Below are 23,786 nucleotides of genomic sequence, written 5' to 3'. Positions count from 1 at the left end.
TTACATACTCACCCTATACAGGTCATTTACTGACCTGATTGGTTAAAGAATTCCCTATAGCTTTACACCATATAAGAAAATCCTTTAAGTGAATTGTAAATTGGGTATCTACCCTTTTGCGAAGTTAAATTGAATGCTGCCATGCATAAGTTTTACATAAGATTTGGACTACAATAATACATAATATTCAAATGCGAATTGACGAAAAGCCGAATTTTTCGATGAAATACACTACTCTGGTTTGGATAATAGAAAATATTTATTTCGAACGTGGAATAATATTTTAAAGCCGACCAGGACTTAGTTACTATTGGTTTTATAGAACTCGGTTATGAGGTTTGCGAGCGTTTCCCCTTTTTCTTCCTGTATAAAATGACCTGCAGATAAAATCTTGTGATGTTGGTTTTTTGCCCCTGGGACCAACTGTATAAATGCCTTTTCTGCCCCTTTCATAATGGGGTCTGAATCCCCAAAAATGGTCAGAAATGGCTTTTTCCACTGACTGAGTTTATTCCAGGCTGCTTTATTATTTATCGCCTCCGGGTCTTGCTCCTCAGCTGGCACCAGCATGGGAAAAATCCTTGCGCCGGCCTTGTATTCCTCGGAAGGGAAAGGGGCGTTATAGGCCATTATTACTTCTTCACTAAGCTCCTGCACGGTTCCCATATCTATTACCTTACCGATATCAAAGTCGGGCGATTTCTGTGAAAACTCCCGCCATCTGTGGAAAGATTCTGGCAAAGCAAGTTTGCCGATGGGCAAGGTGGTATTTGATGCTATGATGCCAAAAAACCTGGAGGGTATATCCGTGGCTAATCTAAGGCCTAGAAGACCACCCCAATCCTGGCAGAAAAGTATTATCCCTTGCAGGTCTAACTGCTTAATAAATTCGGACATCCATTTAAGATGTTCCTGATATGAATAGCTGCTCTGACTTCTCAATTTGTCAGATTTACCAAAACCGATAAGATCTGGTGCAATAACCCTAAAGTGGCTCTCAGCAAGAACAGGGATCATTTTTCTATATAAATAAGACCAGCTGGGTTCTCCGTGAAGCAGCAGTACTACTGGTTTGTTCTTTTCTCCCTCATCAACATAATGCATCCTTAGCCCTTCTTCCACTTCCAGATAATGCGCTGTAAAGTTATAGCCCGATAAATTTTCAAACCTCTTATCCGGGGTACGTAAAATGTCTCTCATCTATTAAATATTATATATTAAATATCAACCCTAAGGACTATCAATTCTGGAGTTACTCCTTTTCAATTTTAATATTATCTATCCAAAACGTTCCGGGTTTTAGGATATTCACCTCTATTCGCAAAGTGTTGTATTCTTTCGCAATTGGGATGCTAAAATTAAATTGCTTCCACTCATTAAAACTCTCACTGGTTTGTACAAGTGTTTTCATATCTCCTTCCATGGCCGATACGCCCCCGGCCATTACTCTAAATTCTGCATCTGTATTCTTTATCCAGAATTGTAAATTATAGTTACTGCCTTTATCAATATTAAACTCATTGGTAAACCCGGGGGACTTCCAGCCGCCCAGGTTTGAACAGCGTTCTACTTTAAATTTCAGGGACTGATTACCTTCTTTGAAGTCTACAGTATCGAGATGGATATTAAATTCAGCTCCAGGTACGGTATTGGGTGTATACAACTGCCAATTTACAGGAAGGCCGTTTTGCACTACCTCAAAGCCACCATTAGTTCCTGCAGCTTCATCTACAATCTGCTCGCTCATTTGATTACAGCTAAAACATATTAACAGCACGGCCGTGTATGTCCAATACTTTCTGATATAGTTTAGTATCCTGTTCATGTCTGTTCAAATTTAATTACATCCCTATGGCATCAGACATTTATCCCGAATATATAGCCGGCCAGGGCGGTAAGTCCCATAGCAATAGTGCCCCAGAAAGTAATTCTGATTACTGCTTTCCAGATGTTAGAACCTCCTGTTTTTGCCGCAATTGCCCCAAGGAGCATCAGGAACAAAGTTGCGGTTATATAAAGAATGTATTCCATCCCATCAAGTGGTACAAACAAGGTCACCAGAAAGGGAAGTATACCTCCTGCGGTAAATGCACCACCCGAAGCAAGGGCGGCCTGAATGGGTTTAGCCTGGCTTATTTCATTGATTCCCAGTTCATCTCTTACATGAGCCCCTAAGGCATCGTGCGCTGTCATTTCTTTTGCAACTGTTAATGCGGTTTCTTGCTTCAGGCCTCTTTCCACATATATTTCTGCCAACCGCTGTAATTCTAGCTCGGGCATTTCTTCCAATTCCTGCCTTTCCCTCTCTATATCCGCTTTTTCTACATCGGTCTGGGAACTTACAGAAACATACTCACCGGCAGCCATAGATAGGGCTCCGGCAACCAAACCGGCCAGGGTGGCGAGGATAATCGGTTCTCTAAGTTCGGTTGCTGCCGCCACCCCAACAGCAATACTGGCTGTAGATAAAATTCCGTCATTTGCACCCAGCACTGCCGCCCTTAACCAGTTGCTCCGGTGTATATAATGATTTTCGAGATAGGTATCTAAACCTGCAGATTCTTCCATTTAATTTAAAGTTCAAATGTTATTTCTTTATTCATTAATCCCAATTTCCTTATAGTACAGAATTACAGGAACATGAGTTTATTTTTAATCCGAAACAGTAAAAATCTTAAACATATTCTTGGCTGAAGCGCCTGGCACTTCTGAGATCAGCGCGTACTTTCCTGGCTTTAATTCTGCAGTAAAATAGCCCGTAGATCCTTCTGGCATATCGTTTACCCCGCCTAAAAAGATAACATCTGCCGGAGCGGGCTCTATAAGGCCCTTAGGTTCTGCCCAGTTCATCCAGATTTCCAGTAGCTCCAAATCCGAATTTTGGTTGAGTTTTACCAGGTTAATATCATGGCCGACAAAATTTTCGTGTGCAATCTGGTCTTTGTAGTAAACCGAAAAAATATGATTTCCAGCCGAAATGGTATCGTTAAATTCTATTCCTGCAGTACTGGAAATAGCCACATCTATATCTGCTTTCAACTCCTTATTGCCCGAATTTTCCTGAGAGACGACAAGATCTTTTGTCATACCCATTGAAGTGTGAAATTTACCATTGCTCATCTTAACGTAGCATTCCAGTATGTACTTCCCGGGCGCTAATTTGATAGTAGTTTCTGCAACCTGGCCTGGCGAAAGCAATCCGGATCCGCCCATAAATAGTACTTCACCAAACCATTCCGGTAGATTAGCAAACTCTGCGTATCCCTCTTCTATCTTTCCTTCCATAATAAGTTTCATGGCTTGGTCAAAAACGGGCCCTACAAGCTTTTCAGCGTCTTCTGAAGTCTTCCCTTCAGGGTACTTATCTACCAGGAAAAAATGCGTTTGTGGTGATAGATTTTTATAGCGAAAAGTATTCCACCCGGAAGGGATGGTATCCTGCATCTGAAAATCCATGTTCTCGGTTATAATTTCTATTACGTTTTCTTTTTCTTCTTCAACAACACCAGCTTCTGTTTGCTTTTTTTCGGACTTACAGGATAGTATTGTCAGACTACAAAGGATAATTAATAAAAGTTTCAGGGGAATTTTCTGATCGATTAATGCTTTGATGGTTTTCATAAGACTATATATGGTTGGTTGATAATTTAAATTTAATAATCAAATACGAATAGGTGTTTTAGGTATGTCCAATACGGTTATAAATTGCTGATATCCGATAAATGTAACTGTAAAGATCGAATACCTTGTAATATAGCGAATTAGCACCACAATGTGCAATTCTAATCTCGTGAAAATTAAATCGAAAATGTTTAAAGTGTTCTTAGGTTAGCGGTTTGCGATGAAGTCAAGGAAGAAAAATATAGTCTTTCAGAAAACGGCAGATATAAGCTTAATTTAACTTCTTAATGTGGTTACTAAGACTTTTAGTTTAAAGAAGAATCTCTTGTACTTCCTCAAGCCGGGGAATATGTGTATGCCAGCCATACACCTGCTTAATTTTCTCTTGAAAAGTATCCAGAGCCGCAGACTCACCATGTATTAAGTATAACATTTCCGGAATATTTCTTATATCCTTCATCCAGTTAAGTAATTCTTGTTGGTCAGCATGGGCAGATAAGCTTTCAAGATGTTCAACCTTTGCCGCAACAGGGTAATATTTACCATATATTTTAAGTTCACGAGCACCTTCCAAAAGCTTCCTGCCTCTTGTTCCCTCGGCTTGATAACCCACTAATAGTACCGTGGTAGATGGTTCATCTATAAGTTGCTTCAGGTAGGTGAGTACCCTCCCACCTGTGAGCATACCACTTCCGGCGATGACTATTTTCGGTCTGGGATCGTCTATAGTCTTCCAGGTATCAGCATAAGAACTAATTATATTAAAATGATTGCACATGGCGTGATATTCTTTCATACTTAAGGTGTGCCAATCGGGAAATCTTTCAAAAACATCCAGAACATTACTACCCATCGGACTATCTATGAATACAGGGATATTCGGGATCTTATTTTTTTTGTAAAGTAGCCAAATGGTGTACATCAGGGATTGCAATCGCTCTACAGCAAAGGAGGGTATAATCAGATTACCCCTGTTCACTATTGCTTTTTTTACCAGGGTCACAATCAGTTCTTCCACTTCTTCATCCGGGTGTAGCTGATCTCCATAGGTGGTTTCAATGAACAGGTAATCTGCCCATCTGGGGCGCTCCGGGGGGTCTAACAAGTTATCTTGTAAACGCCCGATATCGCCGGAGAAAACAAACATTTTCCCAAAAATTTCCAACTCTATAAAGGTGGCCCCGATGATATGACCGTTGTACCTAAATTTACATTTTATGTGTTCCGAAAGTGTATGCCATTGATCTTTGTCTGCAGACCGGAACAGGTTAATGGCCCGCTCTGCTTCCTTAATAGTATAGAATGGCAGTGCCGGCCTGTGCTTGCTATAACCTTCCTTATTGGCAATTTCGGCTTCTTCCTCATGAATCTTGGCGCTGTCTAAGAGAATTATTTTGGTTATGTCTAAAGTAGGGGCTGTACCAATAATATTCCCCCTAAAACCTTCCTTCACCAATTTAGGCAGATATCCTGAATGGTCTAAATGTCCATGAGTAAGGAGAACTACATCGATATTTGCAGCGTCTACCGCTAAGGGTTTCCAATTTAACTGCCTCAATTCTTTGAGCCCCTGAAACATACCACAATCTACAAGGATATTGACCTCTGGTGTTTCAAGGAAGAACTTTGAACCTGTAACTGTCCCAGCTGCCCCCAGAAAATGAATTTTCACTGATTTCATAGGTTATAGAGGGTGAAATTATGTCTTTGGCTAGGAATTATTCCTTATCCAGCGTTAAGAACCTTAATTAGTGGCTACTAAATTTTTCTTTACGCTTCTTAAGTTGTCTCTTAAGATCATCGATGGTTTTGGCCGCGGCCTTTTCAAAATTATCTTCCATAGATTTAGCAAACAATCTTGGCCCAGGTGCGCTTAACTCTATTTCACAGACTTTGTTGACCTTGTCATGACTATTTTCTAGTTTAAAGGTGACCTGAGACCGAATTACAAATTGGTATTGCTTGGCTAGTTTATCCAGGTGACGACTAACAATCTCATTTAGTGAATCGCTCTCTGGCATGTGTAGGTATTGAATTTGAATTGTCATATGAATAAATTTATAATTGCTATTCAAAGCTAATAATGCAAATTGCTCTCAACTATGACTTAAATCATATGGCGCAAGATTCTTAAGTAATATACCATTATATACAATAAACAGGATTAACCATTCAATTATAACCACCTTAATGCAAGTGCGCTATCAATTTCTCAGTACTATTCTGAATCTTGCTTTACCCTGTTCCAGATGTGCCATGGCATCATTAATTTTTTCAAATGGAAATTCCTCCACAGTGGGGTAAATATTATGCCTTACACAGAAGTTGAGCATTGTTTTGGTTAAGGCCGGACTTCCCAGTGGGCTTCCGCTGACAGATTTCTCTCCTCCTATAAGGCTAAAGGCCGCAATTGCCATGGGTTCCAGAACTGCCCCTACCGTATGAAATTTTCCTTTTGGCGCTAATGTCGCCAAATACGAATTCCAGTCCAGACTAACATTGGTTGTATTGAGAATAAATTTCAGTCTTCCTGAAATACTATTGATTTCATCCGGGGATTTTGAATTTATCACCCGATCGGCACCCATATTTAAAATCTGTTGTTTCTTCTCGGCATTTGAACTAAAGGCAATTACTTCGCAGCCCCAATGCTTTAAAAATTTGATGGCCATATGTCCCAATCCGCCAATGCCGATTACTCCAACCGAATCAACAGGCTGTACCCCGGCCAGAATTATAGGATTAAAAACAGTAATACCGCCGCATAATAGTGGTCCGGCTTTACTCATATCAATCCCGTCAGGCAGTGGTATGGCCCAGGACCAATGTCCGCGGACATAATCTGCAAAACCTCCATGCCTCCCAACAATTGTCGATTCATTTTGAGCACAAAGATGATGGGAGCCATCCATGCATTGATGGCAACTCATACAAGATGCTGAAAACCAACCTAATCCTACTTTATCTCCAATTTTAATATTTTTTACTGCCTCACCTGCAGCGACAACTTCACCGACTATTTCATGACCAGGGACTATGGGGTATTGTGTCATTCCCCAGTCGTCATTAATCATGCTTAAATCGGAATGACAGATACCACAATAGGCTACCTTAATATCTACCTGTTCGGAGCCTAATTCCCCGAGCTCATAAGTGTATGGCTTTAATTTTGCTCCCGGCTCATTTGCCGCGTATGCTCTAACTTTCATTTTATTTTAATTTCTATTTGCCTAAATCTTGTTACGGTCTGCTTAATTTAGAAATAATTCTTGTTCATTTCCTTTCAAATTGCACTTTTCTTACCCCGTGGTCAGTATCCCATTGACGTATTTCTACAAATCCAAACTTCTTGTATAATTTGGTTGCCGGACCGTTTGCTGCACCAGTTTCAACTGTAAATGTTTTGGATTCATAGGTTTCAAAAACGAATGCGATTAATTGGCCTGCCAGGCCCTGTCTGAAAAATTTTGGAGCCACCACCAAACTTTGGATATGGGTAAGATGACTATCACTATTGACCTCAACTATGGCGGCGATCTCTTTTTTCTTCCAGATACCATAAAATGCGGTATCGCTTTTCAGAAAATTATCTAAGCTTCTTTTCAGGGGAGGAAAATCAACTGCATCGAGTAATTCTGCCTCAATGGCATACGAAGCTTGAAAAACGGAGCGGATTTCTTGTGCTATCTCACGATTTTGATTGTCGAGTCTTGTTATCATTGACAGAAAAGATACATTAATCCCTGACAAATTCTAAAAATAAAAAACCCCTTCATATAAATGAAAGGGTTGTTGTAGCGAGAGGGGGACTTGAACCCCCGACCTCAGGGTTATGAATCCTGCGCTCTAACCGCCTGAGCTACCTCGCCAATTGCCTTGAAAGCGGCTGCAAATATAAAGGTAAATTTCTGGTTCGTCAAAAATAGGCTGTCAAAAAATATTCTTTGCGATTTATTTTTTTATCATATAGAAATATATATATTGTCCATAATAAATCAGTCAGAGAATGGAGGATAAGGTTAAGTTTGAATTGGAATTTGTTATACAGTCTTCACCACAATTATTATATCAATATTTGTCGACACCTTCGGGGCTTTCCGAATGGTTTGCCGATAATGTAAATTCTCGTGGGGAAAATTTTAATTTTATCTGGGACGATTCTGAAGAACAAGCAAAATTATTAAAAAAGAAAAGTGATGAATTTGTGAAATTCTCCTGGGCCGAAAACGAGGACGACAGCTATTTTGAGTTGAAAATAATTGTCGACGAGATTACAAAGGATGTTTCGTTGTTTATTACAGACTTTGCGGAAGAGGACGAAATGGACGAAGCTAAAATGCTTTGGGAAAATCAGGTATCAGACCTTAAACAAGTTCTGGGTTCTAAATAAACCCCATCAAATAATAGTATCTTTGGCCTTGATTTTTTCAAGGCCATTTTTGTTTAGTTTATTATACTTAGGTCTTTAAGCAGATTATTTGCTTTAACTAAAGAATTGTTTACAAAACTATTTAAAGTCACGTTTTGACATCTGTATTATAATCTGAAATGTATTGATGATAAATTTCAACGGCAAATTACTTCCGGAGGATAGCAGCTTTTTAAATCACAGTAATCGTGGATTTAAATATGGAGATGCACTTTTTGAAACCATGCGGGCCACCAGCGGTCTTGTTTTTTTTATGGAGGAGCATTATCTGAGGCTTATGGCATCTATGCGTATTCTGAGGATGGAAATTCCCATGAATTTTACAATGGAGTATATTGAAGACCAGATTAAAGCTTGTCTCCTTGCCAACCAACTAGTTAATACCCCTGCCCGTATACGTTTTACAGTTTTCAGAAATGATGGAGGTTTGTATCTGCCAAAAAATAATGAAGTGTCTTTTGTGGTAGAAGCACAACAATTGAATTCTTCGTTCTATCTCATAGAAGATACCCCTTATGAGGTTGAATTGTTCAAGGATTTCTATATAAATGCCGATATGCTTTCCACCCTAAAAACCAATAACAAGATAATCAATGTGGTCGGCAGTATATATGCAAAGGAAAACGGTTACGACAATTGCTTGTTGCTAAACCAATCCAAACAGGTAGTTGAGGCTTTAAACGCAAACCTTTTTTTGTGTTCCGGAAAGACAATTAAAACGCCTCCCTTAAAAGACGGTTGCCTGAATGGAATTATTAGGAAACAACTTATGCGCATAATAGAGGAAGATACCACCTATACCCTTGAAGAAAAGTCAATTTCTCCTTTTGAATTGCAGAAGGCAAACGAATTGTTCCTCACCAATACAATAGTAGGCATAAGACCAGTTAGTAAATACAGAAAGGCAGAGTACGGCAGTAGCGCAGCAAATTATTTTCTGGAAAAGCTAAATAATCGGGTAAAGGAAATAGCTAATTAAGGGCTGGATTTTCAGGGGCATTAGACCATAGCAGATAATCTCCGCCAAGCTCTAGCATTTTTTCTTTCCAAAAAGCACTGGCAGGTTTTTGAATAATATCACTTTCGTATTTATTCTTTACTACAATCCAGGATTTAGAACTCAATTCCTGATCTAATTGTAAGGAAGCCCAGCCAGAATAGCCAAGGAAAAATCGTATGTCTCTATCGGTAATAGTTTTGTTATTGATCAGATCTACGGTAGTCTCAAAGTCGCCCCCCCAATAGATCCCATCAGATATTTCAATACTATTATCTATCAGATGTGGAACTTTATGTATAAAATAGAGATTGTCTTGTTCTACGGGCCCTCCATTGAATACCTGAAAAGGTACATTTATCTCAGAGACAAGGTCACTGATATCGTAATCCAGTGGTTTATTGAGGATGAAGCCTACAGAACCTTCCGAATTATGTTCCGCAAGCAGAACTACAGATCGGTTAAATGATACGTCACCGGTTAACGTAGGTTCTGCAATTAATAATATCCCTTTGTTTGGTTTTACATCTGTCATGGCCAAGATATATAACTAAAAGTAACATAAATCTTATAAATAACAAAAATGAGTGGAATTAAAAAAAGCACCTCTTTTCGGAGGTGCTTTTAATATATTTTTCAAAGGTTGACTAGTTTACTGAGCTGGCTAAATCAGATCCTGCTTTAAACTTTACTACATTCTTAGCAGCAATTTGTATAGTTTTTCCTGTAGAAGGGTTTCTTCCTTCTCTTGCATTTCTTCTGGAAACAGACCAAGATCCGAATCCTACTAAAGAAACTCTATTTCCTTTTTTCAAAGAAGACTCAACGTTTCCTAAAAAAGACTCTAAAGATTTCTTTGCGGCTGCTTTTGTGATGCCAGCATCGGCTGCCATGGCATCGATTAATTCTGTTTTGTTCATAATTCAATTAAATTAATTGTTGTTAAATAATTTCAAAGCTTGAACAAATTTATAGGGATTTGCGGTTAACGCAAGTAAAATCAAGGGAAATCAGCGATTTTGTTGATAACTTGAAATGTTTGTTGATAAAGTAGGTAAATTTTTACCTTTCTCGCAGCCCAATGATAGTAGGGGTTTAGACCATATAGGCCTTTTTTGATAAATTTAGGCCATTTAGCGCATCTTTTATGCTCATTCTTCTTTTCCCCGCCAATTGAATTTCAACCAAATTAATATACCCCTCTGAAACAGCAACTTTTAGTTCCTTTTTATTACAAACTATTGTTCCGTTATTCAACCCATGTTCTTCTTGCTGAGTATTGGAAGTAAATATTTTAAGGAGTATTACTTCTTCATTATCTAATATAGTGGTCCACGCAGTAGGGTAGGGACTTAGTCCCCTGATAAGATTCTGGATTTGATTCATCGGCTGTTTCCAGTCTATTCTACATGTATCTTTATGAATCTTATTTGCAGATTTTAGTTCAGTTCCTTCCGGGATTTCTTGTATTTGGGGTTGTGCCTTGTCTTCCTGTATTAATCCTACAGTCTTCAAGACCAGGTCTGCTCCTTTAAGCATAAGTTTGTCGTGCAAACTGCCTGCCGTATCTTCTGCTTCAATACTAAGTCTGGCCTGAAGGATTATCGCGCCGGTGTCTATTTTCTCATCAATGAAAAACGTGGTGACCCCGGTTTCCGTTTCACCATTAATAATAGCCCAGTTAATTGGAGCCGCTCCCCGATAATCTGGTAAAAGTGATGCATGCAGATTAAAGGTACCGTATTTTGGCATCTGCCATACCACTTTAGGGAGCATCCTGAAAGCAACTACAATCTGCAAATTGGATTTGAGGGATTTTAATTCTTCAATAAAAGCATCATCCTTTAGGTTAGTAGGCTGCATTAATCTAAGATTCTTTTCCCTTGCAAAAACCTTAACGGCAGACTCTCTTAATTTTCGACCCCTCCCGGCAGGTTTGTCTGCTGCTGTCACTACTCCAACAACATTATAGGAATTGGCAATCAGTGTTGCCAGCGTTGCCACAGCAAAATCCGGGGTACCCATAAAAACTATTCGAAGATCTCTCATTTATATCAGTTTATATTGGTTTTGGGAGTTAATGGCAATTTTTCTGTCCTCTAATAGCAATTGCAGGGTTTCTAGTATTTTGGTGCTTTCAAATGGGATTTCTGTAATCAGTACTTTGGAAGATTTATTGTTGCGCTTCAATTGGGCAAGGATTGCTTCAGATATTTCCTGGTAATGGTTTCCCGGTTTCCTGATTTTACTTTCACAAACATCACACTTGCCACAATTGGTTTCTGTTTTTTCACCAAAATATAATAGCAATTGTCGGTTCCTGCAAAGCTTTCTGTTTTTTATATAGGCCAGAATACTTGCTACATTAGATGTTTTGGTCTCCACGTAATCCTGGACATTACGGGAAAAAGCGTTAATAGTTAGATCATCTTCGCGTGGTACCAAAAATGTAATTTCCAGGTCATTGTGTTGTGCCTGGTAATCAACAATTTCATCTTTGTGTAATTGTTGCAATAAAAGATGTAATGCCTCTTCGGACATGCCAGTTTTTTTAGATAGCAAATACATATTTATTTTCGTCTCAAAATCGAAGATACCGCCATAGGTCCTTAAAATTACCTGTACCGCTGCTGCTAATTGCTGGTTGTTGTCCAAATATGTAAATAACTGGTCTTTAGAGGCAAGAAATTGCAACTTGGTATTTCTTGAAAATGCCTGAGAAAGCGCTATTACGGAATTCTGATCAAGTATCCGTAAACCGTTGTAGGCCTTAATGGTATTAAAACCATAAATATCGCAGAATTCATTAAAGTGAAACTGCAAAGTTTCCATACTATGGCTGCCATATGGAATTTGAAAATAGTTGTTGAGTTTTTTATAGAGCATTTTTATAAAAGGAAGATCCGGTAATACTTGCAGAAACTGTCTCTTTACCTGCAATTCATCATTTTCATTGGTTAACAAAACAGCCAATGCACGGTCTCCATTTCTTCCCGCTCTTCCAGATTCCTGAAAATAATTTTCAATGCTGTCCGGGATTTGGTAGTGTACTACCAGGGATACATCTGGTTTGTCTACCCCCATTCCAAAGGCATTGGTAGCCACCATAATTTTTTTCTCATTAGACAACCATTGTTCCAATTTTTTCTTTTTCTCGCCCTTGCTAATACCGCCGTGGAAATATGCCGAACTAATTCCTTGTTTGTTTAAGTAGGCACATAGGGCCTCAGTAGATTTCCTGCTGCGCACATATACGATACCACTGTTAACTGTAGCTTTACATAGCTGTTTTAAATGATACTGTTTATCTTCTTGTATAAGTACTTTATAGGAAATATTTTCTCTGGAAAAGGAATCTTTAAAAGTTTCCAGATGGCAGAGTCTTAAATTTTCAACAATATCATTGGCTACTTTTGTTGTAGCCGTTGCCGTAAGTGCAATAATGGGAGCCTCCGGATGAAGGTCTCTTAATACGGCACATTCCAGGTAAGCAGGCCTGAAGTCGTTTCCCCATTGAGAGATACAATGCGCCTCATCTATGGCTACCAAATTTACTGGCATGTGAGATATCCTTTCCTGAACAAACTCTTGCTGAAGGCGTTCAGGAGATAAATAAAGGAATTTATAATTGCCGTATAAACAATTATCCAGTAGATCGCTCACCTCTTCAAAAGACATCCCGCCGGTAAGTGCCAATGCTTTTATTCCTTTAGATTTAAGGTTGTCTACCTGATCATGTATCAGCGCTATCAGCGGTGAGATAACAATACAGATACCTTCTTTGGACAATGCGGGAATTTGATAACAGACAGATTTACCTCCACCGGTAGGGAGCAACGCTAAAACATCGGACCCGGCAAGTATGGTTTCAATGATACTTTCCTGGGATCCTCTGAAATCAGAAAAGCCCCAATATTCTTGCAATATGGCAGCTGGTTCTCTAATCATCCTTTGTGTTTACTGAACTTAAGATATAGGCTGTACGTTCTTCTACCGTGCCTTCGGGAATAATTTTAGGGGTGTATCCAAAGGATTTATATGTGGAATCTAAATGGGAATGAATTTCAATGGCTTGCTCAAAACTTTCCAGCCTTTCGTTATCAGATTTGTAGATGGCTTGCCACGGTGGCAGGAGTAATACCTGATCGTAGAGATTTTTGCTACATGCCGATGTAAATTCCTCGTCAAATTCCTGTTTGAAGTAATCCATATAGGCCAATACATCCGGGATACCACGATCATAAAATACCACCGGATCTTTTAGGGTGGAAGCCGAATGAAACTGATCCACTCTGCCCCGTAGCAGTTTTTGGTTAAAAAGGTAAGGGTCAGATACAAAGGTGAGCGGATTAGTAATAAATTCTTCCGAATTCCCCTGTTTCTTGGCTGCTGAGGTCATGGTTCGGATAATTTCATGAAATGAATAAAAGCCCATCGTTTCCAGAGCTTTAATAACCGAAGTTTTTCCTGTACCCGGACCTCCTGTAATGACAATTCTTTTTGGATTCAATGGGATGCTTTTATACACACAAAAGTAATGAATACCAATAAGGCTAGAAAATAATCCGCTTAGGTGTATATTTGCAAAAAAGATCTTTATGGAGAACAAAAAGTCTGAGGAATTTTATAAAAGACTCAAAGATGAACTCTATCAGAATACCCCCTGGCCATCGGATTACCTTTATAAATTTATAATCCCGACAGATACCAATAAGATAGATCAAATTCATAAGATATTTGACAATACGGGGGCGGTTATAGAATCCAAGCAATCCAGAAAAGGAAAGTACACCAGTATTTCTGTTACCGTGCACCTTGCTAACCCCGATGAAGTAATTTTAAAATACAAAGAAGTAGGAAAGATAGAGGGGGTAATATCCTTATAAAATGGGATATGTAGTATAATTTTGTTAATTTGCAGGCGTTATTAAAGTACCTCCTTCTCTCCAGAGAGTTTAATCAAAATACAATTTCTTTTGAATCAAGTAGAAAACCTAGAATACAATACAGAGCGCTCAAAGCTCATTATCCCTGAATACGGTCGTCATTTTCAGAAAATGGTAGACCATGCTGTTTCCATAAAAGATGACGCAGAACGTAATAGAATAGCCCAGGCAATTATAAGTGTTATGGGAAATTTACAACCTCATCTGAGGGATGTGCCAGATTTTCAACACAAACTTTGGGACCAGTTATTCATAATGTCCGATTTTAAATTGGATGTGGAATCTCCATTTCCCATTACCAGTAAAGAGGTATTGCAGCAAAGGCCAGATGCGCTTGAATATCCGCAAAACCATCCTAAGTACAGGTTTTATGGCAATAATATCAAAAGGATGATAGATGTGGCGATAAAATGGGAAAAAGGGGACATGAGAGATGGCTTGGAATATGCCATTGCCAACCATATGAAGAAGTGTTACCTTAATTGGAACAAAGACACCGTTGATGACCAGGTGATTTTTAAGCATCTCTACGAACTTAGTGATGGGCAGATAGATTTGGCTTCCGGTGGTGAGAACCTGACAGATAGTGGGCAGTTTCTTAAGAACAGGCCCTCAAAATCCAACAGAGGTGGTTCCGGAAAGAAATCGCAAAGAAACAGTAACCGAGGTAAAAAGCGGTATTAATTTTTTCATCCTTTAATGGGAACATTCAAAATTGAGGGCGGCCAGAAACTTCATGGCGAGATAACTCCGCAAGGGGCAAAAAACGAAGCACTCCAGGTCCTCTGTGCAGTATTACTTACTCCGGAGACCGTAACAATCAATAACATTCCAGATATTGTTGACGTCAATAAGCTCATTGCATTATTGCAGGATCTAGGAGTTAAAGTGCAAAAAGAAAAAAAAGGATCCTATAGCTTTAAAGCAGATGAGGTGGATTTGGAATATCTACAATCCGGCAAGTTTAAAAAGGATGGTAGTGGGCTAAGGGGATCTATTATGTTGGTGGGTCCGCTTCTTGCAAGATTTGGCAAAGGGTATATTCCAAAGCCGGGTGGTGATAAGATAGGAAGAAGAAGATTGGATACCCATTTTGAAGGCTTTATTCATTTGGGAGCCGATTTCAGATATAATAGTGAAGAACACTTTTATGGCGTTGAAGCCAAAAAGCTCCAGGGCACTTATATGCTGCTTGATGAAGCTTCGGTTACAGGTACTGCCAATATTGTAATGGCAGCAGTTCTGGCCCAAGGGAAGACAACCATCTATAACGCGGCTTGTGAACCTTATTTACAGCAGCTTTGTAAGATGCTCAATAGAATGGGAGCTAAGATCAGCGGTATTGGATCTAACTTATTGGTGATAGACGGGGTGGAAGAATTAGGCGGGACTACGCATACCATGCTTCCTGATATGATTGAAATTGGCAGTTGGATTGGCCTCGCAGCCATGACCAGGAGTGAACTTACTATAAAGGATGTGAGTTGGGATGATCTTGGGCAAATTCCTAGCGTATTTCGCAAGCTGGGCATTCGATTAGAACGCAGGGGCGACGACATCTTTATTCCGGAACATAAAAACGGATATGAGATTCAAAATTTTATTGATGGTTCTATTCTCACAGTTGCTGATGCTCCCTGGCCAGGATTAACACCAGACTTACTCAGTATTATACTGGTAATGAGTACCCAGGCTAAAGGAGAGGTTGTTATTCATCAAAAGATGTTTGAAAGCCGACTGTTTTTTGTAGATAAACTTATAGATATGGGCGCTAAGATTATATTATGCGATCCACACCGGGCAACGGTTATCGGGCACGATTTTAAATCTACCTTAAAGGCCACTACAATGGTTTCTCCCGATATCAGGGCGGGAGTTTCTCTCTTAATTGCCGCTTTGTCTGCCAAAGGGACATCTATTATTCACAATATTGAACAGATAGACCGTGGATATGAAGATATAGATACCAGGCTCAGGGCCATAGGTGCAAAAATCACCAGAATTTAGGGTTTTCCTAATTGGTTTTACTTTCCCTTACTTTTCCACCAAAGTTCCGTCAGGATATTTTGCAAACCTACCTTTATTTCGGGGATGTACATTATCTGGATGGGGCCATGGCCAACCTCCAAACTGAGTAAGCTGATATTCCTGCATCGCCTGCTGTATTTCCTCCTCTGTATTCATCACAAAAGGACCATATTTACTCACCGGTTCAGCAATAGGCTTTCCTTGTAAGACCAGAAAATGTCCCTGCTGATTGCCATTTTGAATTGTGGCCGGAACTTCAGCATTTAGGACTATCCCAGTTCCCGGTTGTATAGTACTACCCTCAATTTTAATATTATCTCCTTCATAGAAGTACAGTGTTCTATTTACTTCAGAAGATACCGGGTCCAGGGTGAATTCTTTGTTTGCTTCCAGATGAATATTCCAGATAGCCACCTGGTTTTCCTCTACGGCGGCCCATGAATCGGGGGCAGGCGCATTGGCTTTGACTCCATTAAAGTTTCCCGCAATGACTTTTATTTGAGCTCCATCTGATGTCACTACCGGAATATCCTCGTGCCAAAGCATCTTAAAATGCGGATCGACAAACTTGCTGGCCTTAGGTAAATTTAACCAGATCTGAAACAATTCGAGGGGGTTCTCTTCATTGGTCTTTAAAAGAGGAAACATTTCTGAATGCTGCACCCCGCGTCCGGCGGTCATCCATTGTACGTCTCCCTGGCCAAACCTGCCTGCAGCTCCCAGCGAATCTGAATGATCACAATAGCCTTTATTTACAATTGTAATAGTTTCGAACCCTCTGTGTGGGTGGTAAGGAAAACCTGGAATAGTTTCACCGTGATACATCCGCCAGCCGTCTTTTACTGTAAAGTCGTTCCCCAGATTTCGTCCTTCCAGGGACGCAGCCGGGCCCATATCCTCATTGCCTTCAGGGTAATGATCTAAATGATATACACAAAATAAAAACGGGTCCTGGGTTTGCCAGGGAAATCCCAGGGGGAAAATTTGCTCAACAGCCTTGTCCATATAAATAATTTAGCTATAAAAATACCACTAAAAAGCGCTCTTAATTCCCATCAAATTGTTAATGAAAATATAGGATTAATGCATAGCTGTATTTATCTCTACCCAATTGTTCTCAGGGTCTTTAATATATATTTGTTTAACACCATCCGCCCTATTGGTTATTGCTCCTTCCTTTCCGGGCCAGTCCCAAAATGGGATATTATTTTTATTTAGGTGATCTATAAATTTGTCCAGGTTTTGAGTTGCCAGACACAGATGAACACTTTTACTGTGCTGCATAGCCACCTTGTCTTTACCAATTAAATGTAACTGTGAGTTCCCTTTTATCCTGAACCATCTAAATCCGCTGCTGGCGGAGGGATGTGGTATTTCTTCCAGTTTCAGAATATTGGCATAAAAATCTCCCGTTTTCTCCAGATCCTTAATAATCAAAGAGTAGTGGTCGTATTGAAAGTCGAATGATTGGCTGCTCAGCATAAAGCAATTCACAGTAAACAAAAGGCAGAGTATATATTTCATAGGTAGTAATGATTTAGTACTAATTAGGATGGGTTTAATTTAACCGTATTTAAAATGTTCTGAAGAGTGTGTTATTAAACGGATTATTCTGACCGTGTAAACTCAAAGGTATAGCTTTTTTCTTCTCCATTTTCTTTACCGCTAATAGTGCGGTGATATGTACCATCAGCATTAAATATATATTTGAGTTTGTTAGGATATCCATACTCGGTATTCTCGAAAGTAATACTTGTGGCGGATTCGGAAATCGCTTTAAAAATCTTTGGATTATTCCCTTTGATCACCGAAAAAATGATTAACTCCTGATTTACCCTTTCAATTTTGGAACTGGCCTTATACAGCACAGCCCCTTTTTCTATATATTCTGCATGTTGTAATAAATGCCCATTCTCATCTATAACCCATTTTTCAATTAATTGACCGTCCCAGGCTTTTGAGCTCCATTTTCCGGCCAACTTTTTGCCGTATTCCTCTAGTTTATTTGTTGTGTATATACGTTTAAACTGTGTTTCAAGAAAACGCTGTCCCCATTGTTTGTTATTATAGCTGCCCACGATAAAATTGTAGGTAGAATCGTTTACATATTCCCACATATCCGTCACTCTGCTGTCACCATAATCGTATTGGTACAAAATGTTTTTACCATCGGCGATGACCTCGCCCATAGTCAGGCCGCCAAAAACGTCAAATTCCCAAAATTTAATCTTTCCAGTAATACTGTCGTATTGCCGAATACCATAGTTACGACTACCAAAGGCAGTCCGCTCTGCATTGGTAAACCCATCAGACCTGGCAATGACTATCTTCTTTTTTAAATTATACTGGAAAAATACCTCTTGTTTAAATGCGGAGCCATCCCCCCAGTTACCTTCCGCAGCCCATCTGGTATTTGCCAGAGGTTCAAAAGTCCTGAGGGCATCTTCCTGTGCATTCCCTGTAAAAGTTAACAAGGTCAGGGAGGCCATTAATAACAAATTCTTTCGCATGCTACCCGCTTTTCCCTAGCCTTCAAAGCCAATTTCATTATGGCTGCCATCGCAGTAGGGTTTATTGGTGGATGCACCGCAACGGCAGAAGGCGGTTGTTCTTTTTTTATTCTCCAGGGAACCATCGGTATTTTTAACCTCAAGGATGCCATGCACCAATAATGGCCCGTTGGCTGCTACTTCTACTTTTGTACTGTTATCGCTCATCTTATTTTCTTTTTTTTCACCTTTAGTATAATAAGACAGTGCTCCGGAAGGGCACTTATCTATCTGTGCTCTCAGGGCATCCGCACTGGCATTTTCAGGAGTAATCCAGGGTTTGCCTTCAGGATCGTATACATCGGGTAATGTCTTTACACATACCGCGGCATGGATACATAATTTAGGCTTCCAAACTACAGTCAACTCTTCGTTAGAATACTCCTTTATAATTTCTCTTTCTCCCATATTATTTGATATTTATTCCTTTTAATACTAATTTCTTCCATTCCGGATGGTCCTTAATATAGCCAGCAACGAAAGGGCATAATGGAATGAGTGTTAAATCTTTTTTATCAATATCTTCCAGGGCCATATTCACCAATTGAGAGCCAATACCATTGCCCTCCAGAGCAATGGGGACCTCTGTATGAGTGAGGTATATCTTATCCTTTGCCTTTATATACTCTATCCTGGCAATTTGGTCTCCGATTTGCACCTGGTACTGCCGGGCATCCGAATTATCAGTTAGTTTGAGGTCGTTCATAAATTAAAGATAGTTTTATTTATTCATAGTAAAGGTGCAAGATTATCCGCCAATAGGGGGAGGTCCTTCCGGGACTATTGCCTCATATTGCTGATCTCCTTTTCTTTCCACATATTCCTTTTTAACTTTCTCTACAAGTTTTGGATCTTCAAAAAGGTCTACCATCGTCATGCTCATCGCCTTGGCCGCATATTCCATTCCCTTATGGCCAATACTCATGCCTCCACAGGCCACCACGGCCCATGAGTGCCAAGGGGTGTCTTTGGGAGCGGTAGTAACACTGAGATTTATATTGGCCACATTCCAGCTGACATCACCAACATCTGTAGAACCACCTCCCGGATGCTCTTTTGTCTCTTCTAACTTGTTTATTTTGCTATCCATGCCCACCTGGGGTTTACCTGTGATCTCCTGTATTTTCTTTCCAAATGCAATTTCTTCTTCCGAATAGGTAATTGGGCCCAGCAATTCCAAATTCTTTTGCATAATTTCACCCCCGGCACGGTTTACCAGTACTTCATAGATCCCTGATATCAGTGAGATTTTGTAATCAACGTTGGCCATAATTGCTGCTCCTTCAACCATTTTTTGCACCTGTTCATATACCGGCATCATACCGCTGCGTTTGGTATCTCTTACCCTGACCCATATTTTAGAATAATCGGGAACTACATTAACTACTTGCCCACCATCCTGTATGTGGTAATGAATGCGCACTGTCGGTTTTATATGTTCCCGATAATAATTAATTCCTGTAGTATAGAGTTCTAATGCATCCGAAGCACTTCTGCCATTCCAGGGATCCGAAGAGGCATGGGCAGCCTGACCAAAAAACTCCACTTTAAAATCTACCAGAGCCAGAGAACTTTGCACATCTGCTTTTGTAGCTGCAGCGGGGTGCCAACTTAGATTTACATCTACATCGTCCCAAAGACCGGCCTTTACCATCCAGATTTTTCCAAAATATTTTTCCTCAGACGGGGTGCCAAAGAACTTAATTGTGCCTTTAAGTTTACCCTTTTCTATAAGTTCCTTAGCGGCGATAGCGGCACCAAGGCTTGCCGTGCCGAACAGGTTATGTCCGCACCCATGGCCTGCAGCCCCTTCTTTCAGGGGGGATTTTACAGGAGATGCTTTTTGTGAAATCCCCGGCAAGGCATCAAATTCACCAAGAACACTGATTACAGGCTTACCAGAACCGTAGGTGGCTACAAATGCTGTGGGCATTCCTGCAACGCCGCGCTGAACAGTAAACCCGTTGTTTTCAGCGTAATCGGCCAATATCCTTGAGGAGCCTACCTCTTGAAAAGCTTCTTCGGCTAAAGCCCATATAGAATCACTTATTTTTATAAGGGCTTGTTCATGTTTTTCAATGCTGGCCAGGGCCGCTTTCTTATTTGAATTCATTTTCTGGGCAAGTACTACCGGCCCAATTAGCAGCAGTATCCCAATTAGGATTAATTTTCTCATTTTTAAATATTTGATTAGCCGTTATATTTCTTGTTGTAATGTATGTAAGAGGTGGCAATGAGTTCTTTTAAAACTTCAATGTCAATATCGGACAGACGTTTAATATACAGGCAGGTTTTTCCTGTACTGTGTTTACCAAGTTTTTTCATTAGCGGTTCATATCTATCAAAACCCGCCATAATATATAAGGAAAAATTCTGTGCCCTGGGTGAAAAGCCGGTCAACAGCATATCACCTTCTCGGCCAGAATCGTATTTATAATGATAGCTTCCAAAACCAATAATAGATGGCCCCCACATCACAGGTGCCTCTCCGGTGATGTCTTTCATTAACTCTAATAGAAAATAAGCATCTTCTTTCTTTTGGGGGGCTGATATTTTATCTAAAAACTGAGTTACAGAAGCCTCATTTGGAAGAGTTTTGTTACCAGACATAATTGGAAATCTATCTTATTTATATACAAATGCTGTGCAATATTCCTGCAACTAAATATACTAAAAAAAACGAGCTTAATAGTTGGAAAGAATTGTAAGCGGGAGCAATAATTATTTTGGTTAGAATACAATTTTTCCGTGCTGTATCTGTTTAATTACAAGATGATTAAATAGATTACAACCTGGTTTTTTTAAAATAATCAATTTCAGTCCCATGAAAAAGCTTAACCTTATACTTGAAGGCATAGTCCTGTGCCTTATTATTACTAGTTGCAGCCCTACCAACAGGCTTACCATGAATGCAATAGAGCCCGCACCGGTTTTTGTGCATTCGGATGTCCAAAAAATTGGAATACTCAATCGAAGTACCGCTTCGGAAGCAAATAAAACACTTGATAAAATAGACCAGATACTTTCACTCGAAGGCCTTAAATTAGATAAGGAGGGTTCGGAAAGGGCAGTACAGGGGTTATTTGATGAGTTGGAGGCCAGCGGCAGGTTTGCCGAAATAGTAGTGATCAACGACCAGAATGTACCCAGAGGAGGACTTGCGGTATTGCCGGCTTCATTACCCTGGAAATCTATAGAAAACCTGTGTGAAACCTATAATGTAGATGCTATTTTTTCTTTAGAATTCTACGATACCGATACCAGGGCACATTATAAGCTAACCAAGATGACAGTTCCCAACGATCTTGGGATTAAAGCCGAGATTCCGGCACATGGTCTTACACTAAATACGCAGATAAAGAATGGCTGGAGAATTTATGACCCGCAGCGTAGGCTAATATTAGACGAATTCAGCACTTATGATCTGGTCTCTTTGAAAGGAGCAGGGATTAATCCTGTTAAAGCCTTTGAAGCTATTATCGGCAGAAAAGAAGCTGTCCTGGAAATAAGTAATAAGCTGGGCATAAATTATGCCTACAGATTAAGGCCAATAAATAAAAGGATTGCACGCGATTACTATGTACGTGGAACGGATAATTTTAAAATTGCCCAGCGCAGAGCTCAGACGGGCGACTGGGATGGTGCTGCAGACTTGTGGGAAGAGGAGCTATCTCATCCTAAAACAAAAGTAGCCGGCCGTGCCTGCTACAATATGGCTATAATAAATGAGATTAATGGTGATCTTGATGCTGCTATGAAATGGGCCAGCAAGGCTTACTCGGATTATAACGACAATAATGCGCTGCGTTATTTGAACACTTTGAAATTCCGTCTTGCAGAAAAAAGGGAGTTAGAATATCAACTGTCAAAATAAGGTCAAAAATAAAGTAGAGGCTGCTTTGTTATTATTGAAGGGCTTCCTTGTAAGCGGCAAGACATCGCTCTCGTGCCATTTTGTGTTCAACCATTTTATCAGGATAACTAAGTTGCTGTAGTTCCGGGACCCACTTGTTGATGTATTTATGATCTTTATCAAATTTTTTAATCTGGGTCATCGGATTAAATATTCTGAAATAAGGGGCTGCATCTACGCCACTCCCGGCGGCCCATTGCCAATTGCCGACATTGCTAGACATCTCATAATCCAGTAATTTTTGGGCGAAGTAGGCTTCCCCCCAACGCCAATCTATCAGCAAATGTTTGCAGAGGAAACTGGCTACCAACATACGCACCCTGTTATGCATATATCCTGTTTTGTTTAACTCTCTCATTCCCGCATCTACCAGGGCGTAACCTGTGGTACCACTTGTCCATTTTTTAAACTCGTCTTCATCATTTCGCCACTTTATTCTGTCGTATTTTGGTTTGAATGCCTGTAATACTGTATGAGGATAATGCCAGAGAATCTGCATAAAGAATTCTCTCCAGATCAATTCATTCCAAAATATTTCATTTTCTTCAGCAATGGCTTTTCTGACCATTTTTCTAATAGAGACAGTGCCAAAACGCAGATGTGGTCCTAATCTTGAAGTTCCCCCAATCAGGGCCGGGAAGTTTCTTGTTGCTTCGTAGTTATTAATAATCTCCGGACTGCTGTCATAATCCACAACTCTAATTGAAGATGGTAGAAACCCAATGTCCGAAAGTGATAGCGTAGGATATTTGTCCAACTTCATCAACCTGTGCATAAAAGGTGCGGTGCTGAACTCTTTAAGATGGGTCTCTGCATTGAACTGCTCTTTCCATTTGCGCATATATGGAGTATATACTACATAAGGCGTCCCGTCATTCTTGAGTACTTCATCTTTCTCAAATAGCACCTGATCTTTAAAAGTTTTCAATTCAATCTGGTGGGCATCCAATATTTCCCCAACCTCTTTATCCCTTTTGATAGCGTAAGGTTCATAATCATGGTTGGTAAAAACCGCCCGGATATCAAATTGCCCAATTAGCTGTTCAAATATATCTACCGGCTTCCCAAAATACATGGATACAGCACATTGATAAGATACATCAAGACTTTTATTCATCTGCTTTAAAGTGCTGTGAATAAAGGTTATCCTGGCATCATTATTGGCCAATTGATCAAGAATGTCAGGGTCAAAAATAAAAATGGGTAATACCGGATGTTCGTCCATTAACGCAGCATGCAAGCCAGCGTTATCTTCCAGTCTTAGATCTCTGCGAAACCAGAAGATGGAAATAGTAGTTTTCAT

General features: G+C 39.9%; 27 protein-coding genes and 1 tRNA gene. 6 read left to right on the top strand and 22 right to left on the bottom strand.

Annotated elements, in window-relative coordinates:
• Positions 1-300: 300 nt before the first annotated feature.
• The 9 genes from J1G40_RS04820 to J1G40_RS04780 form a co-directional block, all read right to left on the bottom strand.
• Entirely contained in the window at positions 301-1,200 is a 900-nt protein-coding gene (locus tag J1G40_RS04820) for a haloalkane dehalogenase (protein ID WP_265241461.1), read from the bottom strand.
• A 52-nt stretch (positions 1,201-1,252) separates the two neighbouring features.
• The gene (locus J1G40_RS04815) at positions 1,253-1,825 is read right to left on the bottom strand and encodes a hypothetical protein (RefSeq protein ID WP_265241460.1); all 573 of its coding nucleotides are present in this window, start codon (positions 1,823-1,825) and stop codon (positions 1,253-1,255) included.
• A gap of 32 nt (positions 1,826-1,857) precedes the next feature.
• Positions 1,858-2,568 (bottom strand): VIT family protein, encoded by a 711-nt coding sequence (locus J1G40_RS04810; protein WP_265241459.1) that lies wholly within the window; start codon positions 2,566-2,568, stop codon positions 1,858-1,860.
• Between the two features lie 84 nt (positions 2,569-2,652).
• Positions 2,653-3,621, bottom strand: coding sequence for a hypothetical protein (locus J1G40_RS04805; RefSeq protein WP_265241458.1), 969 nt, complete (start codon positions 3,619-3,621; stop codon positions 2,653-2,655).
• A gap of 310 nt (positions 3,622-3,931) precedes the next feature.
• Positions 3,932-5,302, bottom strand: coding sequence for an MBL fold metallo-hydrolase RNA specificity domain-containing protein (locus J1G40_RS04800; protein WP_265241457.1), 1,371 nt, complete (start codon positions 5,300-5,302; stop codon positions 3,932-3,934).
• Positions 5,303-5,369: 67 nt separating this feature from the next.
• The gene (hpf, locus tag J1G40_RS04795; RefSeq protein ID WP_265241456.1) at positions 5,370-5,669 is read right to left on the bottom strand and encodes a ribosome hibernation-promoting factor, HPF/YfiA family; all 300 of its coding nucleotides are present in this window, start codon (positions 5,667-5,669) and stop codon (positions 5,370-5,372) included.
• 156 nt (positions 5,670-5,825) lie between these two features.
• On the bottom strand, positions 5,826-6,830 hold the full coding sequence (gene ahr / locus J1G40_RS04790) for an NADPH-dependent aldehyde reductase Ahr (RefSeq protein WP_265241455.1): 1,005 nt from the start codon (positions 6,828-6,830) through the stop codon (positions 5,826-5,828).
• A gap of 64 nt (positions 6,831-6,894) precedes the next feature.
• Positions 6,895-7,341: a GNAT family N-acetyltransferase gene (locus J1G40_RS04785; RefSeq protein ID WP_265241454.1), complete on the bottom strand. Its 447-nt coding sequence runs from the start codon at positions 7,339-7,341 to the stop codon at positions 6,895-6,897.
• Between the two features lie 75 nt (positions 7,342-7,416).
• Positions 7,417-7,490 (bottom strand) — tRNA-Met (locus J1G40_RS04780).
• Between the two features lie 137 nt (positions 7,491-7,627).
• On the opposite strand from J1G40_RS04780, the gene J1G40_RS04775 reads away from it, so the two are divergent.
• Positions 7,628-8,011, top strand: coding sequence for an START-like domain-containing protein (locus J1G40_RS04775; RefSeq protein WP_265241453.1), 384 nt, complete (start codon positions 7,628-7,630; stop codon positions 8,009-8,011).
• Positions 8,012-8,177: 166 nt separating this feature from the next.
• Positions 8,178-9,029, top strand: a complete 852-nt coding sequence (locus tag J1G40_RS04770; protein WP_265241452.1) for an aminotransferase class IV — start codon at positions 8,178-8,180, stop codon at positions 9,027-9,029.
• Here J1G40_RS04770 and J1G40_RS04765 read toward each other — a convergent pair.
• The 5 genes from J1G40_RS04765 to J1G40_RS04745 form a co-directional block, all read right to left on the bottom strand.
• Positions 9,022-9,582: a YqgE/AlgH family protein gene (locus tag J1G40_RS04765; protein WP_265241451.1), complete on the bottom strand. Its 561-nt coding sequence runs from the start codon at positions 9,580-9,582 to the stop codon at positions 9,022-9,024. The genes J1G40_RS04770 and J1G40_RS04765 overlap by 8 nt on opposite strands.
• A gap of 112 nt (positions 9,583-9,694) precedes the next feature.
• Positions 9,695-9,967 (bottom strand): HU family DNA-binding protein, encoded by a 273-nt coding sequence (locus tag J1G40_RS04760; protein WP_265241450.1) that lies wholly within the window; start codon positions 9,965-9,967, stop codon positions 9,695-9,697.
• Positions 9,968-10,142: 175 nt separating this feature from the next.
• Positions 10,143-11,096 carry a methionyl-tRNA formyltransferase gene (fmt, locus tag J1G40_RS04755; RefSeq protein ID WP_265241449.1) on the bottom strand — a complete coding sequence of 318 codons (954 nt, stop codon included), beginning with the start codon at positions 11,094-11,096 and terminating at the stop codon, positions 10,143-10,145.
• Positions 11,097-12,995, bottom strand: a complete 1,899-nt coding sequence (locus J1G40_RS04750) for an ATP-dependent DNA helicase RecQ (RefSeq protein WP_265241448.1) — start codon at positions 12,993-12,995, stop codon at positions 11,097-11,099. It abuts the gene before it with no gap.
• On the bottom strand, positions 12,988-13,557 hold the full coding sequence (locus J1G40_RS04745) for an ATP-binding protein (protein ID WP_265241447.1): 570 nt from the start codon (positions 13,555-13,557) through the stop codon (positions 12,988-12,990). The genes J1G40_RS04750 and J1G40_RS04745 overlap by 8 nt, the downstream gene beginning before the upstream one ends.
• 88 nt (positions 13,558-13,645) lie before the next feature.
• On the opposite strand from J1G40_RS04745, the gene J1G40_RS04740 reads away from it, so the two are divergent.
• The 3 genes from J1G40_RS04740 (at position 13,646) to murA (ending at position 16,000) form a co-directional block, all read left to right on the top strand.
• A complete protein-coding gene (locus tag J1G40_RS04740) occupies positions 13,646-13,933 on the top strand; it encodes a DUF493 domain-containing protein (protein WP_265241446.1) in 288 nt (95 codons plus the stop codon).
• Positions 13,934-14,023: 90 nt separating this feature from the next.
• Positions 14,024-14,677, top strand: coding sequence for a DUF4290 domain-containing protein (locus tag J1G40_RS04735; RefSeq protein WP_265241444.1), 654 nt, complete (start codon positions 14,024-14,026; stop codon positions 14,675-14,677).
• A 15-nt stretch (positions 14,678-14,692) separates the two neighbouring features.
• On the top strand, positions 14,693-16,000 hold the full coding sequence (murA, locus tag J1G40_RS04730; protein WP_265241442.1) for a UDP-N-acetylglucosamine 1-carboxyvinyltransferase: 1,308 nt from the start codon (positions 14,693-14,695) through the stop codon (positions 15,998-16,000).
• Positions 16,001-16,027: 27 nt separating this feature from the next.
• On the opposite strand, the gene J1G40_RS04725 is transcribed toward murA, so the two are convergent.
• The 7 genes from J1G40_RS04725 to J1G40_RS04695 all read right to left on the bottom strand — a co-directional run bounded on the left by J1G40_RS04725 (position 16,028) and on the right by J1G40_RS04695 (position 21,180).
• The gene (locus tag J1G40_RS04725; RefSeq protein WP_265241440.1) at positions 16,028-17,026 is read right to left on the bottom strand and encodes a pirin family protein; all 999 of its coding nucleotides are present in this window, start codon (positions 17,024-17,026) and stop codon (positions 16,028-16,030) included.
• A gap of 75 nt (positions 17,027-17,101) precedes the next feature.
• Positions 17,102-17,545, bottom strand: coding sequence for a VOC family protein (locus J1G40_RS04720; protein WP_265241439.1), 444 nt, complete (start codon positions 17,543-17,545; stop codon positions 17,102-17,104).
• Positions 17,546-17,628: 83 nt separating this feature from the next.
• Positions 17,629-18,531 (bottom strand): hypothetical protein, encoded by a 903-nt coding sequence (locus tag J1G40_RS04715; protein WP_265241437.1) that lies wholly within the window; start codon positions 18,529-18,531, stop codon positions 17,629-17,631.
• Between the two features lie 15 nt (positions 18,532-18,546).
• Positions 18,547-18,978, bottom strand: a complete 432-nt coding sequence (locus tag J1G40_RS04710) for a (4Fe-4S)-binding protein (protein WP_265241436.1) — start codon at positions 18,976-18,978, stop codon at positions 18,547-18,549.
• A gap of 1 nt (position 18,979) precedes the next feature.
• Positions 18,980-19,276, bottom strand: a complete 297-nt coding sequence (locus J1G40_RS04705; protein ID WP_265241435.1) for a GNAT family N-acetyltransferase — start codon at positions 19,274-19,276, stop codon at positions 18,980-18,982.
• A 42-nt stretch (positions 19,277-19,318) separates the two neighbouring features.
• Entirely contained in the window at positions 19,319-20,746 is a 1,428-nt protein-coding gene (locus J1G40_RS04700; RefSeq protein ID WP_265241433.1) for an amidohydrolase, read from the bottom strand.
• Positions 20,747-20,760: 14 nt separating this feature from the next.
• Positions 20,761-21,180, bottom strand: a complete 420-nt coding sequence (locus tag J1G40_RS04695; protein ID WP_265241432.1) for a DUF1801 domain-containing protein — start codon at positions 21,178-21,180, stop codon at positions 20,761-20,763.
• Between the two features lie 214 nt (positions 21,181-21,394).
• Here J1G40_RS04695 and J1G40_RS04690 point away from each other — a divergent pair, with 214 nt between their 5' ends.
• Complete coding sequence (locus J1G40_RS04690; RefSeq protein WP_265241430.1) at positions 21,395-22,444, top strand: DUF6340 family protein; 1,050 nt, start codon at positions 21,395-21,397, stop codon at positions 22,442-22,444.
• 31 nt (positions 22,445-22,475) lie between these two features.
• Here J1G40_RS04690 and J1G40_RS04685 read toward each other — a convergent pair whose 3' ends face one another.
• Complete coding sequence (locus J1G40_RS04685; protein ID WP_265241428.1) at positions 22,476-23,786, bottom strand: cryptochrome/photolyase family protein; 1,311 nt, start codon at positions 23,784-23,786, stop codon at positions 22,476-22,478.

Origin of the sequence: Muriicola sp. Z0-33 (assembly GCF_026126425.1) — a bacterium.
In the GTDB taxonomy this organism is placed as follows: Bacteria; Bacteroidota; Bacteroidia; order Flavobacteriales; family Flavobacteriaceae; genus JAFMPW01.
The sequence above is the reverse complement of the archived record's forward strand: the minus strand, read 5'-3'. Positions and strand labels throughout refer to the sequence as shown.

Coding starts and splice junctions, on each gene's coding strand:
- J1G40_RS04820 (WP_265241461.1), bottom strand. CDS start 1,200: ATGAGAGACATTTTACGTACCCCGGATAAGAGGTTTGAAAATTTATCG.
- J1G40_RS04815 (WP_265241460.1), bottom strand. CDS start 1,825: ATGAACAGGATACTAAACTATATCAGAAAGTATTGGACATACACGGCC.
- J1G40_RS04810 (WP_265241459.1), bottom strand. CDS start 2,568: ATGGAAGAATCTGCAGGTTTAGATACCTATCTCGAAAATCATTATATA.
- J1G40_RS04805 (WP_265241458.1), bottom strand. CDS start 3,621: ATGAAAACCATCAAAGCATTAATCGATCAGAAAATTCCCCTGAAACTT.
- J1G40_RS04800 (WP_265241457.1), bottom strand. CDS start 5,302: ATGAAATCAGTGAAAATTCATTTTCTGGGGGCAGCTGGGACAGTTACA.
- hpf (WP_265241456.1), bottom strand. CDS start 5,669: ATGACAATTCAAATTCAATACCTACACATGCCAGAGAGCGATTCACTA.
- ahr (WP_265241455.1), bottom strand. CDS start 6,830: ATGAAAGTTAGAGCATACGCGGCAAATGAGCCGGGAGCAAAATTAAAG.
- J1G40_RS04785 (WP_265241454.1), bottom strand. CDS start 7,341: ATGATAACAAGACTCGACAATCAAAATCGTGAGATAGCACAAGAAATC.
- J1G40_RS04775 (WP_265241453.1), top strand. CDS start 7,628: ATGGAGGATAAGGTTAAGTTTGAATTGGAATTTGTTATACAGTCTTCA.
- J1G40_RS04770 (WP_265241452.1), top strand. CDS start 8,178: ATGATAAATTTCAACGGCAAATTACTTCCGGAGGATAGCAGCTTTTTA.
- J1G40_RS04765 (WP_265241451.1), bottom strand. CDS start 9,582: ATGACAGATGTAAAACCAAACAAAGGGATATTATTAATTGCAGAACCT.
- J1G40_RS04760 (WP_265241450.1), bottom strand. CDS start 9,967: ATGAACAAAACAGAATTAATCGATGCCATGGCAGCCGATGCTGGCATC.
- fmt (WP_265241449.1), bottom strand. CDS start 11,096: ATGAGAGATCTTCGAATAGTTTTTATGGGTACCCCGGATTTTGCTGTG.
- J1G40_RS04750 (WP_265241448.1), bottom strand. CDS start 12,995: ATGATTAGAGAACCAGCTGCCATATTGCAAGAATATTGGGGCTTTTCT.
- J1G40_RS04740 (WP_265241446.1), top strand. CDS start 13,646: ATGGAGAACAAAAAGTCTGAGGAATTTTATAAAAGACTCAAAGATGAA.
- murA (WP_265241442.1), top strand. CDS start 14,693: ATGGGAACATTCAAAATTGAGGGCGGCCAGAAACTTCATGGCGAGATA.
- J1G40_RS04725 (WP_265241440.1), bottom strand. CDS start 17,026: ATGGACAAGGCTGTTGAGCAAATTTTCCCCCTGGGATTTCCCTGGCAA.
- J1G40_RS04720 (WP_265241439.1), bottom strand. CDS start 17,545: ATGAAATATATACTCTGCCTTTTGTTTACTGTGAATTGCTTTATGCTG.
- J1G40_RS04715 (WP_265241437.1), bottom strand. CDS start 18,531: ATGCGAAAGAATTTGTTATTAATGGCCTCCCTGACCTTGTTAACTTTT.
- J1G40_RS04710 (WP_265241436.1), bottom strand. CDS start 18,978: ATGGGAGAAAGAGAAATTATAAAGGAGTATTCTAACGAAGAGTTGACT.
- J1G40_RS04705 (WP_265241435.1), bottom strand. CDS start 19,276: ATGAACGACCTCAAACTAACTGATAATTCGGATGCCCGGCAGTACCAG.
- J1G40_RS04700 (WP_265241433.1), bottom strand. CDS start 20,746: ATGAGAAAATTAATCCTAATTGGGATACTGCTGCTAATTGGGCCGGTA.
- J1G40_RS04695 (WP_265241432.1), bottom strand. CDS start 21,180: ATGTCTGGTAACAAAACTCTTCCAAATGAGGCTTCTGTAACTCAGTTT.
- J1G40_RS04690 (WP_265241430.1), top strand. CDS start 21,395: ATGAAAAAGCTTAACCTTATACTTGAAGGCATAGTCCTGTGCCTTATT.
- J1G40_RS04685 (WP_265241428.1), bottom strand. CDS start 23,786: ATGAAAACTACTATTTCCATCTTCTGGTTTCGCAGAGATCTAAGACTG.